We start from the raw sequence: 15,517 nt of genomic DNA on the forward strand, positions 1-15,517 counted from the left end.
TGGACCGGCTACTACGGCAAGCCAGGACCGATCGTCATGCTCGACGGATGGCAACAGTTCCAGGCCGCCAAGCGCGGCGTATCCCTTCTCCTATCCGCTTTCGACAATGTGTGAATCTAATAGCCCCGCTGGGGAGAAGGGGTTATGCCGCGACCTCTCGATTCCTCTTCTCCCCAGCGGGGAGAAGGTGCCCGTAGGGCGGATGAGGGGGCTGCACGGCACCCAGCGACAATCACTTTCCAGTCAATCCATCACCCGGCAACCGAAGCAAAGAAACCCTCCGGGTTCTCCACCTCCACCAGCCGTTTCTTCTCGATCAGCCAGAACCGGTTCCCGACCGCCCGCACGAAACTGCGGTCGTGCGAGACCAGCAGGCAGCTCGCGTCGTGCGCCATCAGTTCGCTCTCCAGCGCTTCCTGCCCCTCGATATCGAGATGGTTGGTCGGCTCGTCGAGCAGATAGAAGTTCGGTTCCGTCAGCCTGAGCACCAGCATGCCGAGCCGCGCCTTCTGGCCGCCGGAAAGCTGGCCGATCGGTTTGGCCTGCATGTCGATCGTCATCCCGGCTCCGGCGAGCAAGGCCCGCGCCCGCTGGTCCCCGACATCGAAGCGGCGGATGATCGTGCCGATCGGCGTATCGGTATCGGCAAGATCGGCAAGCGCCTGGTCGCCATAGCCGAGAACGACCGAAGGCGTCGCCTTGATGCCGTCTCGTCCAGCTTCCTGCGTTTCAATGGCCTGTTTCAGCATCGACACCAGCCGCGACTTTCCGGCGCCGTTGAGGCCGAGCAGCACGATGCGGTCCCCCTGGCAGATGAATTGCCGGCCGGTCTTGAACAGCAGTGTTCCGTCAGGCGTCGTCACCGCCGCATCCTCAAGCGTCACCAGCACCTTGGCATGCGTGCCGCGATTGGAAAGCCGGATCGCCCCGGCCGAGCGCTCGAGATGGGCGGGTTTTGCCGCATCCTCCAGCTTTTCGGCCCGTTGCTTGAGCTGCTTGGTCTTGACGACGAGCAGATCGCTGCCGGAATTGATGCCGATATTGTTGAGCTTGGCTGCCTGCTTGCGCAGTTGCTCCGCCGTCTTCATGTCGCGCTCGTATCGTTTGGCTTCGGAGGCGTCGGCCTCGTCGAGGGCTGTGCGCGCGCGTGTATAGGGAAGGGCGAAGATCGGCGATTGTTCCGGCCGCAGGAACAGGGTCCGGTTGGTCGTCGCATCGAGAAAGGCGCGGTCGTGGCTGGAGAGGATGACCGGCACGTCGCGCGGCAGCGCATTCAGCCAGCCTTCCAGCTGGGCGATCTTTTCGAGGTCGAGATGGTTGGTCGGCTCGTCGAGCAGCAGCACGTCGGGTTCGGTGACCCAGGTGCGGGCAAGCAGGGCGAGCCGCTGCCATCCGCCGCTCAAATGCTTGAGCGGCCGGCTGCGCATCGCTTCGGGCACATCGAGCGATTCCAGCACCACGTCGACGCGCCAGGCTTCGCTTTCGGCCTGATCGGCCGGCAGCGCCTGCAGCACCGCGTCATAGAACGGCGTGTCGAAAAGCCCGGGCGGCACGTTCTGCGCGACATGACCAATGGTCAGCCCGCGCGCTTTGGTGATCTCGCCCTCGGTCGGCTCCAATGCGCCGGTGATACAGGCAAGCAGCGTCGACTTTCCCCGCCCGTTGGCCGCGACGAGGCCGATGCGGTCGCCTGAATTGACGACGAGATTGAGTTTGGAAAACAAGGGATTGCCCAGCGTCACGCCGAGATTGCGGATGTTGATGAGAGTCATGATCGTTCTCTGGTCTTGGCCGGGAAGCGCGCGATCCGGGGCACTCAGCCGTCACGGAATTGCGCGGTATCGGGGCCGGAAAATCAAAGGAATGCGCGCTGCAAGCTGTACGGCGCCGCATTGGCCACGAAGGGCAGACCAGGAAGAGATATCGGGAACGGTCTCTGGTCAGCCCTGCAAACGCATCTGCAGGGCGTTGACGGGACCACGCTGGCGATTAAACCGGAAATAATATTGCAAGGCGTGATCCTCCTTTCTCGAAAGAGTTGTAGGGCATTGAAATAACATTGCCTGCAAGAACAGGCAAGAGAACCGCATACGCGCCGATTTCCAGCCATAAATCATGCATAGACGATTCTCGGGGGCCGATCGGGAGATCAGACGCATGCTCATTGCTCATTTGCCTGCAGGTTACATTCTGGGGAGCGCCGCGCGGCAGCGATCCAAAGCATCCGGCATCATGACCGCCGCATTGGTCGGCAGCGTGCTTCCGGATTTCGACATGGTCTATTTCTTTCTGACCGGCGGAAAAGTTCACCATCACGATTATGTCACCCACTGGCCGCTGTTCTGGCTCGCTCTCGCCGCCGTAATTCTGCCCGCGGTGGGGCGGTTGGCACCACGGTGGTTTCCCGTGGCCACCGTCTTTTTCACGGCCGTCATGCTCCACATGGTCATGGATACCGTCGCCGCACCGCTGTTCTGGCTGGCCCCCTTCGATTGGACGAAATTCGAACTGACGACGGTGCCTGCGACCTATGGCAACTGGGTCGTCAGTTTCATGCTGCACTGGACTTTCGGCCTGGAACTCCTGATCTGTGCAACGGCGTTGATCGTCGCCGTTCGCAGCAACCGCCGCGGTCGAAGCACGCAACGGGCATGAGCCGGAATTATCCGGCTGGCCCGGCGCCGTGCAGTCCCAGCCGCCGCGTTATCCCGATGTTCTCAAGGAACGTCTCGTCGTGGCTGACGACAAGCAGTGCGCCGTCATAGGCCCGCAGCCCGGCCTCGACCGCGGCGATCGAATCGATGTCGAGGTGATTGGTCGGCTCGTCGAGGATCAGAAGGGGCGGGGGTGCTGCGCCGAGCGTGCAGGCGAGGCCGGCGCGCAGCAATTGCCCGCCGCTCAGCGTCGAGACCACCTGCAGCGCCGCGTCGGCCCTGAACATGAAACGGGCGAGGGCTGCCCGGCAGGTATTTTCGTCGGCTTGCGGATTGATCCGGCGAAAATTATCGCGGATCGAAGCCGACGGATCGAGGAGGCTCACCGTCTGATCGAGCATCGTGAAAGCGGTCATGACGCCGACCGTGCCGGCCCAGGGCTTCAGTTCGCCGGTGACAAGCGAAAGCAGCGTCGTCTTGCCCGAGCCGTTGCTGCCGATGACGGCGATGCGCTCCGGTCCCGTCATGTCAAAAGAGAGATCGCGGATGATAGGATCGCCCGGCTGATAACCCGCCGTCACGCCATCCATTTTCAGTATCATCTTGTTGGCGGGCAAGCCGGTTGATGGCAATTTCACCGACAGCGGCTGGAGGATCTCGATCTTTTCGCGTGCTGCCTTTGCCTCTTCCAGTGCCTGGGTGCGTCGGCGTTCGGCAAGGCGGGCATTGTCGCCGCCTGTCGTTTCGCTCCGCTCCTTCATACCGCCGAGCATAATGCGCGGGATGCCGCCCTTGGCGGCCATCTTCCGCCCGGCGCGGTCCCTATGCGCCTGACGCTCCACCGTCGCCTGCGCCTTCCTGGCAACCTCCGCCATGCGCCTTTCGGCATCGGCAAGATCGTGCTCGGCGGCCGCAAGCTCGAGAGCCTTGCGTTCGCGATAATGGCTCCAGTTGCCGCCGTAGCGCGCGGCGCCGAGCGACGTCAGTTCGACGATCGCGTCAACGTTTTCGAGCAGTTCCCGATCATGGCTGACGATGATCGCACCCGCCCGCCAACCCGATATCAGCGCGATCACGGCCTCGCGGCCGTCGCGGTCGAGATTGTTTGTGGGTTCGTCGAGCAACAGGAAATCCGGCTCGGCGAAGATCAGGGCGGCAAGCCCGGCGCGTGTGCGCTGCCCGCCGGAAAGTGCGGCAAGTGGCGTCTGTGGTTCTGCGTCGAGCCCGGTGCGATTGAGAGCGGCAGCAATGCGCGTCTCCAGCATCCAATCCGCCGAGGCGAGCTCGTCGGCCGTTGCCGCGCCGGTTCCCGCACGATGAAGAAGTTCAAGCGCCCCGGCCACGCCGAAGAGATCGGCGATGGTTTCATCGGCCGCGACCTGAACGCTTTGACGCAGCACGCCGAGGCTGCCGCCGACGGCTATCGTTCCCGACTGCGGCCGAAGATCGCCGGAGACGAGCTTGAGCAGCGTCGTCTTGCCGACGCCGTTGCGTCCGACGAGGCCGGTGCGTTCGGTCCCGAAGCTCAGGTCGAGATCGGAAAAAAGCGACCGCCCGTCAGGCGCGGCCCATGAAATGTGCGAGAGGGTGATGGAGGCAGGCATGGATATGGATTTCCCCGTTGGCAAGGCGAACCGGCTTTGCGATTGGGTTGAAATCCATTGCTGCACACATCCTGTTGAAATGGTCGATGGTGAGGAATCTAGGGAAGAAAGGCGTCGGGTTCAAGGCACGGCAGGTATTCAGGTGGTAGATATGATCTTGTCAGCCTCACATCATGGCGACGGAAAAGTGGGAGTTCGGAGCCCCCTCATCTGCCTGCCGGCATCTTCTCCCCGAGGGGAGAAGAGATATGCGGCGCTGTTCTGCCGTTATTAAACCCACCTATCGCCAATTCGGCGCCTTGCGGCTTGCTTCCCTTCTCCCCGGCGGGGAGAAGGTGCCGGCAGGCGGATGAGGGGGCGCCGGCCTGAACGGAGAACCGGTTCCCGAAACAATTCAGATCGTGACCCTACCGCTTCAAGCTTCCCAATATCCCGCGCACCAGCGCCCGGCCGACTTGGGTCGCCACCGTGCGCGCCACGCTCTTCATTGCGGCCTCCATCACCGTCTCGCGCTGATAGCCGGAAGCCCGGCCGCGCGATTGTCCGCGGCCTTGCTGGCTGTCGTCATCGCCGCCGAAGCCCGGTATTGTCCAGCCTGAGGTGGTGCTGCCCGACTGTTGCTGGGCCGCGTCGTCCTGCGCCCGCTTGGCGGCATCGGCGTCCGCTGCCTTCTTTGCCCGGGCCGCGAGAATCTCGAATGCGGATTCGCGGTCGACGTCTTCGTCGTAGACACCGAGAACCGGGCTCCTGTCCATGATCTGCTGACGTTCTGGATCCGTCAGCGGGCCGACGCGGCCTGAAGGCGGGCGGATCAGCGTGCGCTCGACGATCGATGGCGCGCCTTTGGCCTCCAGCGTCGAGACCAGCGCCTCGCCGGTGCCGAGCGTGGTGATGACGGTGGCGCAATCGAAGGCCGGGTTCGGGCGGAACGTGTCGGCTGCCGTCTTCACCGCCTTCTGCTCGCGCGGCGAATAGGCGCGCAACGCATGCTGGACGCGGTTGCCGAGCTGGGCAAGCACCGTTTCCGGCACGTCGAGCGGGTTCTGCGTCACGAAATAGACGCCGACGCCCTTGGAGCGGATCAGCCGGACCACCTGCTCGACGCGTTCGATGAGCACCTTCGGCGCGTCGTTGAAGAGCAGATGCGCTTCGTCGAAGAAGAAGACCAGCTTCGGCTTTTCCGGATCGCCCACTTCCGGCAGTTCCTCGAAGAGCTCGGAGAGCAGCCAGAGCAGGAAAGTGGCGTAGAGGCGCGGGTTCATCATCAGCTTGTCGGCGGCAAGCACCGAGATCTGGCCGTAGCCGTTATTGCTGGTACGCATGATGTCGGTAATCTTCAGCGCCGGCTCGCCGAAGAAGTGCTCGGCGCCCTGCTGCTCGAGAACGAGCAGCGCCCGCTGGATCGAGCCGACGGAAGCCTTGGAGATCAGGCCGTATTGGCTGGAAAGCTCACTGGCGTTTTCGCCCATATAATTGAGCAGCGACGTGAAATCCTTGAGGTCGAGCAGCGGCAGCCCGGCCTGATCGGCGATCTTGAAGGCGATGTTGATGACGCCTTCCTGCGGCTCCGAGGCATCCATCAGCCGGGCGAGCAGCAGCGGTCCCATTTCGGCGACGGTGGTGCGCACCCGATGGCCCTTCTGCCCGAACAGATCCCAGAAAATGACCGGAAACTGGTCGAATTCGTAATCGGCAAAACCGATCTGCTCGGCGCGCTTGGTCAGGAAATCCTTGGTCTCGCCCTTGGCGGCGATGCCGGAAAGGTCGCCCTTGATATCGGCGGCAAAGACCGGGACGCCGGCGCGGGAGAAGCCTTCCGCCAGCACCTGCAGCGTCACCGTCTTGCCGGTGCCGGTGGCGCCGGTGACGAGGCCGTGACGGTTGCCGAATTTCAGGTCGAGATATTCCGGCTTGTTGATGCTGTCATCGGGATTGCGGCTCGCGCCGATGAAAATCTTACCTTCCTCGAGCATTCGGAATGTCTCCCTCGGCCTACGCCGCTTGTGTCGAAAGGCATGGGTTCTTCCGCCGCCTTCATCGAACCATTGTTTCTCTGTTATAAGCAGGGAGGCGGATGCGAACAACTGGTTGCATTGATAGCGAAACCGGACAATGTGCTGGCCGGAGGGGCCGCTTGAGTTGCGGCCGAATCTCGATTAACGTTGACGTTAACGTCAAAATAATAAGGAGGCTGACGATGAATGAAATTGTGACTCAGATCGCTGATCGCGTAGGTATCGCGCCGGATCTGGCCGAAAAGGCGCTCGGCATGATGCTCGGCTTCCTGCAGCGCGAAGCTGCCGACGGTCCTGTCGCCCGGATGATCGAGGCGATCCCCGGCGGCGCCGATCTCGTCGCCCAGTTCAACGGCGCAGGTGCCGGCGGCGGCGGTCTCCTCGGCGGGCTGATGAGCGCGCTCGGCGGCGGCGGCATCATGGGCCTCGGCCAGCAGCTGATGGGCGAGGGCCTCGGCATGGGCGAGATCACTTCGCTTGCCAAGGAAACCATCGCCATTGCCAAGCAATACGCCGGCGAGGAGGTCGTCGACGAGGTGGTCGCTTCCGTTCCCGGCCTCAGCCAGTTCGTCTAAACGGCGGCGGAAAACAGAAGAGCCCCGCGGTGCCGCTGCGGGGCTCGATACCCTGAGCCGACCGAAACAAGTCTATAACTGACCGTTCATTTGGCTCGCCTGCCGGCTTACCGTTGTCGCTCCTCCAGGATCTCGTCTGTAATATCACGCCCACGCGCGAACACGCCCAATATGCTGATGTCATCGCCGCTCACTGAGAACACCACGCTGACGCTATGCCGGTAGCCGATAACCCTGAGGCCGGGAATTCGGCTTTCCCGCACCGTGCCCCGTTTCGGGAACGTTTCCAGTGCCTCGATGAAGGTGATCACCGCGTCAACGAAGTCGCCGGCGATGCCGGTTCCCGCCTCAACGGCAATATCTGCATAGAGCTTGTCGAGTTCGGCTTCCGCCTTTGGATGGTAGATGATGCGGTAGGCCATGCCTACTTGGCTTTCGCCGCGTCATTCCGGCGCTTGGTTGCAAAGCGGGCTCGCACTGTCTCGGCCGGGATGCCGAGGCCCGGGTTTTTCACCAGGTCGTCGTAGCGCGCCGGGATCTCCTCATTGAGCCAGCGCTCGCGGGCCGCCTCATGATCCTCCAGCAGCCGCAAGCCTGCACGGACAACCTCGCTGGCGTTGTTGTAACGGCCAGACTCCAGCTGCTTCCGGACAAATTCGTCGTAGTGGCTTCCGAGCGCAACGTTTGGCATAGGGGCTCCTTTCGTTGTCGACAGTATGGGGCAGTCGCTTTTTTGTGGCAATAGATGTCAATCTTTGACTTAGGCAGCCATCCAAGATCGCGGGCCTATTCGTATTCGTCAGCGATCAGCCGCTGCAGGAATTTACCGGCGGATTGAGTTCGAGTTTGTAGCCGCCACTACTGGAAGCACCGCCGCCGCAAGGACCATATTCAATCGCCAAACTTTGATCGTCCGGCCTGATCCATGGGGAACCACGGAGATCGAATTGCTGTTATTATCGCATCGTTGAAACCAGGAGGAACAGCATCATGCGCAGGTTGATTGCAGCAACTTCGATCGCTCTCCTTAGCCTCTCAGCCCCGGTTCTTGCCCAGTCGAACATGGGCATGGACGCCAGCGGTCGTTTCGACGGCACGCCGCCGCTCGGCACCGCGCCGGGAGCCGAAACGCAAAGCGGACTGACGATCCCGCTCGACTCGTTCGAAACGGGCAGCGTCGGCAGTGAACCATTAAGCGGCCCCGTCGATTGGGCGCGCTGCCCGCCGCGCAAGGCCCGTGGCGCTCTTGCCACGCAGGGCGGCAATAGCGGCGCCTCCGTCAACCCTGCCTGCCCGGACAATAGCGGAAACTGACAGCGGCGGGGAGAGCGACGCTATTTGCCGTTCTCTTCGTTTCGATGCAGCACAACGCCGAGTTCATGCCACTGCCGCCCGTCGCGCTGGATAAGCTCATCGGCGCAGGCCGGCCCCATGCTGCCCGGCGCGTAGGCGTCGGGCGTGGCCTCATCCTTGCTCCAAATGTCGAGAAAGGGCTGGACGGCCGCCCAGCCGGCCTCGATGCCGTCGGCGCGCTGGAACAGCGTCTGATCGCCGATGAAGAGGTCATAGAGCAGCGACTCATAGCCGGTCGTCTTGCCGATATCGAATTTGTCGGCATAGTGGAAGTCGAGCGAGACAGGCACGGTATCGACCGAAAGTCCCGGCGACTTGATCGAGATTTCCATGCTCATGCCCTCGTCCGGCTGCACCTGGATGACCAGCCGGTTCGGCGGCAGGCGGCGATTGACTTCGGTCTCGCGGAACTGCGCGAAGGGCACCGGCTGGAAGGTGATGACGATCTCGGTATCGCGCGCCGTCAGCGCCTTGCCGGTCCTGAGGTAGAAGGGCACGCCGGCCCAGCGCCATGTATCGGCATAGAGTTTCAGGGCGACGAAGGTTTCCGTCCGGCTGTCCGGCGAGACGTCCTTGGTGTCGCGAAAGGCCGGAAGCTCGACGCCGTTGAGCGGACCCGCCGCATAGGTGCCGCGTACGCCGTGCGTCTTCGCCTCCTCGGGCGTATAGATGCGCAGAGCTTTCAGCACTTTGCTCTTCTCGTTGCGGATCGCTTCGGCATCGAAGCTGTTCGGCGGCTCCATGGCGATCATCGCCAGCAGCTGGAAGAGATGGTTCGGCACCATGTCGCGCAGCGCGCCTGTCGCATCGTAGAATTTGCCGCGGCTGCCGACATCGACGATCTCGGCAGCAGTGATCTGCACATGGTCGATGTAGCGGCTGTTCCACAAGGACTCGATGATCATGTTGGCAAATCGCGCCGTCATCAGGTTCTGCACCGTTTCCTTGCCGAGGAAATGGTCGAGCCGGTAGACTTGGCTTTCTGCAACCTGAGCAAGGATCTGTGCATTGAGAGCCTGCGCTGAAGCGAGATCGGTGCCGAACGGCTTCTCGATGGCGATCCGGCGGAAGGTGCCGTCCTTTTCGTCGGTCAGGCCATGTGCGGCGAGCTTTTCGACGATCGTTCCGAAGAAGGACGGCGGCACGGCAAGATAGAAGGCGGCATTGGCATTCGGCCCCAGCCGCCTGCCGATCTCGATGAAGATCTCATCCTTGGTGAAATCCCCGGGCATATAGGAAATGCGCCGGCGCAGGCTCTCCCACGCCTCATCCTTCACCGTTTGCTCTTCGCCGTGCAGATGGCTCAGGAAATCGTCGAGCCGCCCGCGTAGGAACTCGTCGTCGCCCTGCTCGATGCCGATGCCGAGAATGTGGAGATCCTCGCCGACGAGACGGCTCCGCGTCAGGTTGATGATCGCCGGCACCAGCAGGCGGCGCGTCAGGTCGCCTGTGGCGCCGAAGATGACGAGGGTGACCGGTGGAGTAGGGGCAGCGTCCATGATGTCATCTCCCGAGATTTCGGCCGACTATAATGCCTGCCTGTTTCGCCGCAAGCACCATGAGGGCGAGCGATAACAAGCGTTTGACATCAATTTGAAGTGCGCGCGCGTCGATTTCCGCAACGTGCGCCCATTGGTCGCGATTGAGTTTATGCCTTCACGGCAACCATGAAAATTCTTGGAAATCTGAGCAGCACGCGCCCGTCCGACAGTTTCGGATAGGCTCTTTCCACCCGCTCGAGATAGTCGGCGAGAAATGCCTCGCGATATCTATCACCGGCATGGGAGAGATAGGGCATCAGCCCGGTCCCCTTCACCCATTCGACGATCGCGGCCGCATCGGCCATCGGGTGATTGTAGATGGTGTGCCAGATATCGACGCGCGAGGCTTTGGCGATCAGCCGGGAGTAATAGGTGGACGGCGCAGGTAGTCCCTTGCGACGCACGCTCTTTGCCTCGAAGGCAGCCTTCCAGGGGCCGGCATGCGCGGTCTCCTCCATCGCCAGATGCGAGGGTTCGCCGAGATTGTCGGGCATCTGCACGGCAAGTACGCCGCCGGGAGAAAGCCCGTCCATCAGCCGGTCGAAGATATCGACATGATCGGGCAGCCATTGGAAGACGGCGTTGGCAAAGAGCAGGTCGGCCGGTTCCTGGGGCTGCCAGCTGGCGAGATCCGCCTCGACGAAGGCGGTACCCGGAAGCCGCTTGCGGGCTGCCTCCAGCATGTTCAAATCGCTGTCGAGGCCGGAGATGCCGTCCGCCCCGTAGCGGTCGATGATCAGTTCGGTCGAGTTGCCCGGTCCGCAACCGAGGTCAACGGCGCGGCGAAGGCTCTGCAACGGCACTTGCGCCAGAAGGTCGCGCGCCGGTCTTGTGCGCTCATCCTCGAATTTCACATACTGGCTTGCGGACCATGCCATGGGGTTCACTCCTGCTGTCAGGCCACATCTTCCCTGTCGTGGATGCGGATCTTGTCGATGTTGCGACCGTCGAGTTCAATCAGCAGACACAAGTATTTTGTCCACGCGCCGCCCGTCGAGATCGATGACTTCGAAGCGCCATCCATCCCTCGTGAAGCTCTCGCCCAATTCCGGCAGATGTTTCAACTCTTCCAGCACCAGGCCGGCCACGGTCTGATATTCGAGATCGTCATCGAGCTTAAGGTTCAAGAACTCGGCGAATTCGTCAATCGGCGTCCAGCCGGACACGAGGTACGAACCGTCATCCCGGCGAGCGATGGCCTGTTCATCGACAGGGCCTTCCTGGAGAGCCCCCATGATCGCTTCCAGAATGTCTCCTGATGAAACGATCCCCTCGAAATGACCGTACTCGTCGAAAACCAGGACCATGTGGACGGGCGATTTCCGGATGGCTTCGATGACATTGATGGCAGTCGAAAGGTCCGAAACCACCGGGACATCCTGCGTCAGAGCCTTGATGTCGGCACTGCCGTGTTCGGACATGGCGTCGTAGAAGTCCTTGACCGGAAGGATGCCGATCACCTCGTCCGAGCTGCCTTTCCGAACGGGCAACCGCGACCGTTTCGTCCGGTGCAACTGCGTTCGAATTTCATCGAGGCTGTCGTCGATATCGATGATTTCGACGTCGCGTCGAGGCGTCATGAGCGCCCGGGCGGTGCGGTCCGCCAGCCGCATGACGCCTGAGATCATCGCGGACTCTTCGCTTTCGATCACGCCGGCCGACTGCGCCTCGGCCAGAACGGTCTTGATCTCTTCGTCTGAGACATTGTCACCGCCTTTTCCCGCTTGGCCGAGCAGCTTGAGGACAAGATTTCCGGAGGCGTTCAGCAGCCACACGAGCGGCAGCGCGATCTTCGAAAGCACTGCCATGGCCGGCGCGACCCTTGCCGCAACCGCTTCGGGTTCCCGCAATGCGATCTGCTTTGGAACAAGTTCGCCGACGATCAGGGAGAGATATGTGATCGCCACGACGACGGAACCGACGCCGATGGCGTCAGCGGCCGCCGATGATATCCCCTGGGCCACCAGCCATCCGGCCAGGCGGCCGCCAAGCGTGGCTCCCGAGAACGCGCCCGAGAGAACGCCGACCAGCGTGATGCCGATCTGCACGGTCGAGAGAAAACGGCCGGGGTTTTCGGCAAGTTTGATCGCTTGAGCTGCCCCCTTGCTTCCATTGTCGGAGAGAACCTTCAGGCGGGCCGTTCGAGAAGACACGACGGCCAGTTCAGACATGGCGAGCACACCATTCAGGATGGTAAGAAACGCCACAATTCCAATTTCCAGAAACACAGGGACCCTATTCGTTGAGGTTGTAATGCCGCATTCATCAGGCGACGCGGCGAGGCACGGTCGTCGTCACGGAGGACCGCTCCTCTGAAGTGAAAGTCATATGCCGTCGGCAAGAGGAGGCCGGCCATAAGGGGGCTGTCAGCGGGGAGGCTCCGGAAAGCGGCCCTTTCTGCGCAAGTCGTGACAGGCCCGAGACGCGGCGGAGATCGCGACGCCGTCTACAATGGCCACCCGCGTCTTCGGCCGGGAGATCCCGGCTGGAACGGGCGGAACGTGTACTGGATGGGTCGCTGTCAGGCATGGCGCAATTTTGGCGGTGAAACCGATCCGGCGCAAGAGGCGCCGGGCGAAAATCCTTGTACCGCACTGATATGACAGTTTCGAAAACGGCGGCGCTGTGTTCTGGGCAAGAGTTTTGGGGAGTTTTCTCACATTTCTGCGTGATGCCGAAAATCGCTAGAAACGTTCCGGCATCACTGCTCCTGCTCCTGCGCCGTCAGGCCGCCAGGATGGTGATCCCGTAAGCATTGGCGGCCGCCGTCATGCGGGCGATGGTCTCAGCCGAAGGGCTGGACTTCGGTGGCTCGGTCGCACCTTCCGCTTCGATGAATTCGGCCATCTCCCGATCCACGACCGCGGAAAAGACCGCAGGGACAGTTCCGCGATTGGAGTAGCCGTGCACCATGAAGGGCGCGATGGTGACGATGTCGCCGGCTCCGGCCTCGATCTCTTCGGGACCGTTGTCGGTGAGACGCCAGATCGTCAGGCGCCCCTCCAGGATGCGGAACACCTCAGGACTGGCATGCGCATGTTTCGGCGTCCGGCTGCCGGGCGGCACGGTGACGTCGAAGATGTTGAGCCAATTTCCGCGGAGACGAAGCCGCCGTTCGATCCGGTCGCCCAGGACGAAAAATCGCTTCTCGTTCTCGGCATGCTTTTTCACAAATGAGTTGGACATCATGTCTCTTTCTTTTTCTTGCGGGCGCAGCCGATAGGCCTTTGCGCCGCTTTTGGCAACAGCCCGATGCCGGGATCGCCGTGCCAGTCTCCGCGACGGCACCGGCTCTGACGCCAAGATCCAGGCTTCCCGCGCATCGATGCATCATGAAGACGATGAGCGGTGATATCGGTGTGGCGGGTTGCTTTCGCAAGGCCTGTGCGGCTGCGACAATTGCGCTAGGTCGTCCCGGCCGCCCTTTGAGGGCGCTGCGCCTGTAATACCGCCGACACAGAAGGAGCTCATAGAACGCGGCGGCTGTTCCGGCCCTCCACGCCCCCTCGCATTCACCTTTACGGAGCGCATCCATGTCTTCTCTTCCCGTCGTCGGCGCCGCCGTGACGCTCGATGAAGTCGAGCTTCACCGTGACTGGCTGTTCGAAAAGCCTCGCGATCTCGAATTGCAAAGCTTCGTCGATGCCGACATCCTGAACGGCGACTGGACGCCGCTCGCCGCCCGCGCCAGGCGGCTGCTCGACGGTCATGCCGGGCGTCTCGGCATTATGGACCGTTCTGGGGTTTCACCATCGCCTCAGAAGATCCCGATATCCGCGCCGTCGTCAGCAGACGTCTGCTGCAGGGCCTCGATGTCTGCGCCGCCATCGGCGCGACGCAGATGGTCGTCCACAGTCCCTACACCTCATGGTCCTACAACAACCTCGACAATAATGACGGCGCTCGCGAGGAGCTAATCGAGCGCGTGCATCTGACGTTGCGCGATGCCGTCAGGCGCGCCGAGGATATCGGCTGCACCATGGTCATCGAGAACATCGAGGACAAGGATCCGCATATCCGCGTGGCGCTCGCCGAAAGCTTCAATTCATCGGCCGTCGCCGTCTCGATCGATACCGGCCACGCCCATTATGCCCATGGTTATACCGGTGCTCCGCCTGTGGATTATTACATCAAGGCGGCCGGCAACCACCTGCAGCATGTCCATCTGCAGGATGCCGACGGATACGCCGATCGCCATTGGAGCCTCGGTGAGGGCTCGATCCACTGGCGCGCCGTCTTTGCAGCACTTGGCAAGCTCGACAGCAACCCGCGCCTGATCATCGAGATCAAGGACAAGTCGAAGATCCCGGCGTCTGCGGCCTATCTCGCCTCGATTGGGGTGGCTGAGTGAGGCGGGTTGCAAAGCGGAGAACCTGTGAAGCCCTATCTTATGGGATGACCAAGTCGCGGCTAGGTTCCCTCTTCTCCCCAGCGGGGAGAAGGTGGCCCGTAGGGTCGGATGAGGGGGCCACACGGCACGCCCTATCATTGCCCTTCGCTTGCGCTCAGCGAATTTACCAATCTGCCGTGTGGCCCCCTCATCTGCCTGCCGCCATCTTTGTAACTTCCCTTTATCCGCTCCTCACGAAAACCGCGTGATCACGCTGATGCCCGTCGCCTCCGCCTTGTCGAGCGCCATCAGCGCCGGCACGGCTTCTTCCAGGCTGACTCGCCGTCCGATCAGCTTCTGCGGCGCGATCTTGCCGGAGGCGAGCATCGACAGCATGGCGTCGTAACGCCAGGCCTGCATGCCGTGGCTGCCGTAGATCTCAAGTTCGTGGCCGATCACCTGCGCCATCGGGATCTGAGGCGTGGCGTGCTCGCCAAGCATCAGCCCCACCTGCACATGCCGCCCGCGCCGGCGCAGGTTCTTGATCGAGTTGAAGCAGGTGGCGGGATGGCCGAGCGCGTCGATCGAGACATGCGCGCCGCCCTTGGTGATCTCGCGCACGGCCTCCGCGACGTCTGCGACGCCTGACGCATTGACGGTCGCCACTGCGCCGCAGCTGCGTGCGAAGGCGAGCTTCTCTTCCGAAATGTCGATGCCGATCGCATTGGCCCCGAGCGCGGTGGCGATCATGATCGCCGAAAGGCCGACACCGCCGCAGCCATGCACGGCGATCCACTCGCCGGGGCCGGTGCGCGCCTGGTCGGCAACGGCGCGAAACGAGGTGGCGAAGCGGCAGCCGAGACTTGCCGCCGTTGCATCGTCGATCGTATCGGGCAAGTGCACCAGATTGGTGTCTGCATAATCGATCGCCACATATTCGGCGAAGGAGCCCCAATGGGTGAAGCCCGGCTGGAATTGGTTGGGGCAGACCTGCTGGTTGCCGGAATGGCATTCGCCGCAACGGCCGCAGCCTGAAACGAAGGGCACGGTTACCCGGTCGCCGACCTTGAAACGCATCACGCCGCGGCCGGTGGCGACGATACGCCCGGCAAGCTCGTGTCCCGGCACATGCGGCAGGCGGATATCAGGGTCGTGTCCCATCCAGCCGTGCCAGTCGCTGCGGCAGAGCCCGCTTGCGCCGACCGCGATGACGACACCGTCTTCGGCCGGGGTGGGATCGGGCAGGGTGCGGATCTCGGGCGCCTTTTCGAAGGCTTCGTAAAACATGGCTTTCATCGGCGTCTTCCCTTGCTGCCTATCCGAGATTCCCCGACATGATGACATGCGGCGGGCAGACGTTCCAATATTCGATTCTATCACTTTTGCTGATGCACCCATCGCTTCAGCGCTTGCCATTGCGCACGAATATTGCGGCCCGATGCCGT

Annotated in this window: 14 protein-coding genes and 1 pseudogene; 5 read left to right on the forward strand and 10 right to left on the reverse strand. The window is 62.2% G+C overall.

Features of this window, described 5'->3' with window-relative positions:
* Nucleotides 1-251: 251 nt before the first annotated feature.
* Nucleotides 252-1,772 carry an ABC-F family ATP-binding cassette domain-containing protein gene (locus ATY78_RS10140; RefSeq protein WP_088682215.1) on the reverse strand — a complete coding sequence of 507 codons (1,521 nt, stop codon included), beginning with the start codon at nucleotides 1,770-1,772 and terminating at the stop codon, nucleotides 252-254.
* Between the two features lie 385 nt (nucleotides 1,773-2,157).
* Here ATY78_RS10140 and ATY78_RS10150 point away from each other — a divergent pair, with 385 nt between their 5' ends.
* The gene (locus ATY78_RS10150) at nucleotides 2,158-2,655 is read left to right on the forward strand and encodes a metal-dependent hydrolase (RefSeq protein WP_088682217.1); all 498 of its coding nucleotides are present in this window, start codon (nucleotides 2,158-2,160) and stop codon (nucleotides 2,653-2,655) included.
* A gap of 7 nt (nucleotides 2,656-2,662) precedes the next feature.
* On the opposite strand, the gene ATY78_RS10155 is transcribed toward ATY78_RS10150, so the two are convergent.
* Nucleotides 2,663-4,258 carry an ABC-F family ATP-binding cassette domain-containing protein gene (locus ATY78_RS10155; protein ID WP_088682218.1) on the reverse strand — a complete coding sequence of 532 codons (1,596 nt, stop codon included), beginning with the start codon at nucleotides 4,256-4,258 and terminating at the stop codon, nucleotides 2,663-2,665.
* Between ATY78_RS10155 and ATY78_RS28535 the strand changes: the two genes are divergently transcribed.
* Nucleotides 4,257-4,532, forward strand: a complete 276-nt coding sequence (locus tag ATY78_RS28535) for a hypothetical protein (RefSeq protein ID WP_190237430.1) — start codon at nucleotides 4,257-4,259, stop codon at nucleotides 4,530-4,532. The genes ATY78_RS10155 and ATY78_RS28535 overlap by 2 nt on opposite strands.
* Before the next feature lie 133 nt (nucleotides 4,533-4,665).
* On the opposite strand, the gene ATY78_RS10160 is transcribed toward ATY78_RS28535, so the two are convergent.
* Entirely contained in the window at nucleotides 4,666-6,231 is a 1,566-nt protein-coding gene (locus tag ATY78_RS10160) for a helicase HerA-like C-terminal domain-containing protein (protein WP_088682219.1), read from the reverse strand.
* A gap of 224 nt (nucleotides 6,232-6,455) precedes the next feature.
* On the opposite strand from ATY78_RS10160, the gene ATY78_RS10165 reads away from it, so the two are divergent.
* On the forward strand, nucleotides 6,456-6,848 hold the full coding sequence (locus ATY78_RS10165) for a hypothetical protein (protein WP_088682220.1): 393 nt from the start codon (nucleotides 6,456-6,458) through the stop codon (nucleotides 6,846-6,848).
* Nucleotides 6,849-6,955: 107 nt separating this feature from the next.
* Here the strand turns inward: ATY78_RS10165 and ATY78_RS10170 are convergent, their stop codons facing one another.
* Nucleotides 6,956-7,270, reverse strand: coding sequence for a type II toxin-antitoxin system RelE/ParE family toxin (locus tag ATY78_RS10170; protein WP_088682221.1), 315 nt, complete (start codon nucleotides 7,268-7,270; stop codon nucleotides 6,956-6,958).
* 2 nt (nucleotides 7,271-7,272) lie between these two features.
* Complete coding sequence (locus ATY78_RS10175; RefSeq protein ID WP_088682222.1) at nucleotides 7,273-7,539, reverse strand: type II toxin-antitoxin system ParD family antitoxin; 267 nt, start codon at nucleotides 7,537-7,539, stop codon at nucleotides 7,273-7,275.
* A 299-nt stretch (nucleotides 7,540-7,838) separates the two neighbouring features.
* Here ATY78_RS10175 and ATY78_RS10180 point away from each other — a divergent pair, with 299 nt between their 5' ends.
* Nucleotides 7,839-8,162 carry a hypothetical protein gene (locus tag ATY78_RS10180; protein ID WP_088682223.1) on the forward strand — a complete coding sequence of 108 codons (324 nt, stop codon included), beginning with the start codon at nucleotides 7,839-7,841 and terminating at the stop codon, nucleotides 8,160-8,162.
* Between the two features lie 20 nt (nucleotides 8,163-8,182).
* Here ATY78_RS10180 and zwf read toward each other — a convergent pair whose 3' ends face one another.
* The 4 genes from zwf to ATY78_RS10200 form a co-directional block, all read right to left on the reverse strand.
* A complete protein-coding gene (gene zwf / locus ATY78_RS10185; RefSeq protein WP_088682224.1) occupies nucleotides 8,183-9,700 on the reverse strand; it encodes a glucose-6-phosphate dehydrogenase in 1,518 nt (505 codons plus the stop codon).
* Between the two features lie 149 nt (nucleotides 9,701-9,849).
* Nucleotides 9,850-10,620, reverse strand: coding sequence for a trans-aconitate 2-methyltransferase (gene tam, locus ATY78_RS10190; protein ID WP_088682225.1), 771 nt, complete (start codon nucleotides 10,618-10,620; stop codon nucleotides 9,850-9,852).
* 75 nt (nucleotides 10,621-10,695) lie between these two features.
* Entirely contained in the window at nucleotides 10,696-11,970 is a 1,275-nt protein-coding gene (locus ATY78_RS10195) for a hemolysin family protein (RefSeq protein ID WP_088682226.1), read from the reverse strand.
* Nucleotides 11,971-12,466: 496 nt separating this feature from the next.
* The gene (locus tag ATY78_RS10200) at nucleotides 12,467-12,931 is read right to left on the reverse strand and encodes a cupin domain-containing protein (RefSeq protein ID WP_088682227.1); all 465 of its coding nucleotides are present in this window, start codon (nucleotides 12,929-12,931) and stop codon (nucleotides 12,467-12,469) included.
* Between the two features lie 344 nt (nucleotides 12,932-13,275).
* Here ATY78_RS10200 and ATY78_RS10205 point away from each other — a divergent pair.
* A pseudogene (locus ATY78_RS10205) lies at nucleotides 13,276-14,093 on the forward strand (sugar phosphate isomerase/epimerase family protein).
* A gap of 231 nt (nucleotides 14,094-14,324) precedes the next feature.
* Here the strand turns inward: ATY78_RS10205 and ATY78_RS10210 are convergent.
* Nucleotides 14,325-15,368, reverse strand: a complete 1,044-nt coding sequence (locus ATY78_RS10210) for a zinc-dependent alcohol dehydrogenase family protein (RefSeq protein WP_088682228.1) — start codon at nucleotides 15,366-15,368, stop codon at nucleotides 14,325-14,327.
* Nucleotides 15,369-15,517: the final 149 nt, after the last annotated feature.

The sequence above is a fragment of the Rhizobium sp. R635 genome, from assembly GCF_002211285.1.
GTDB lineage: Bacteria > Pseudomonadota > Alphaproteobacteria > Rhizobiales > Rhizobiaceae > Rhizobium.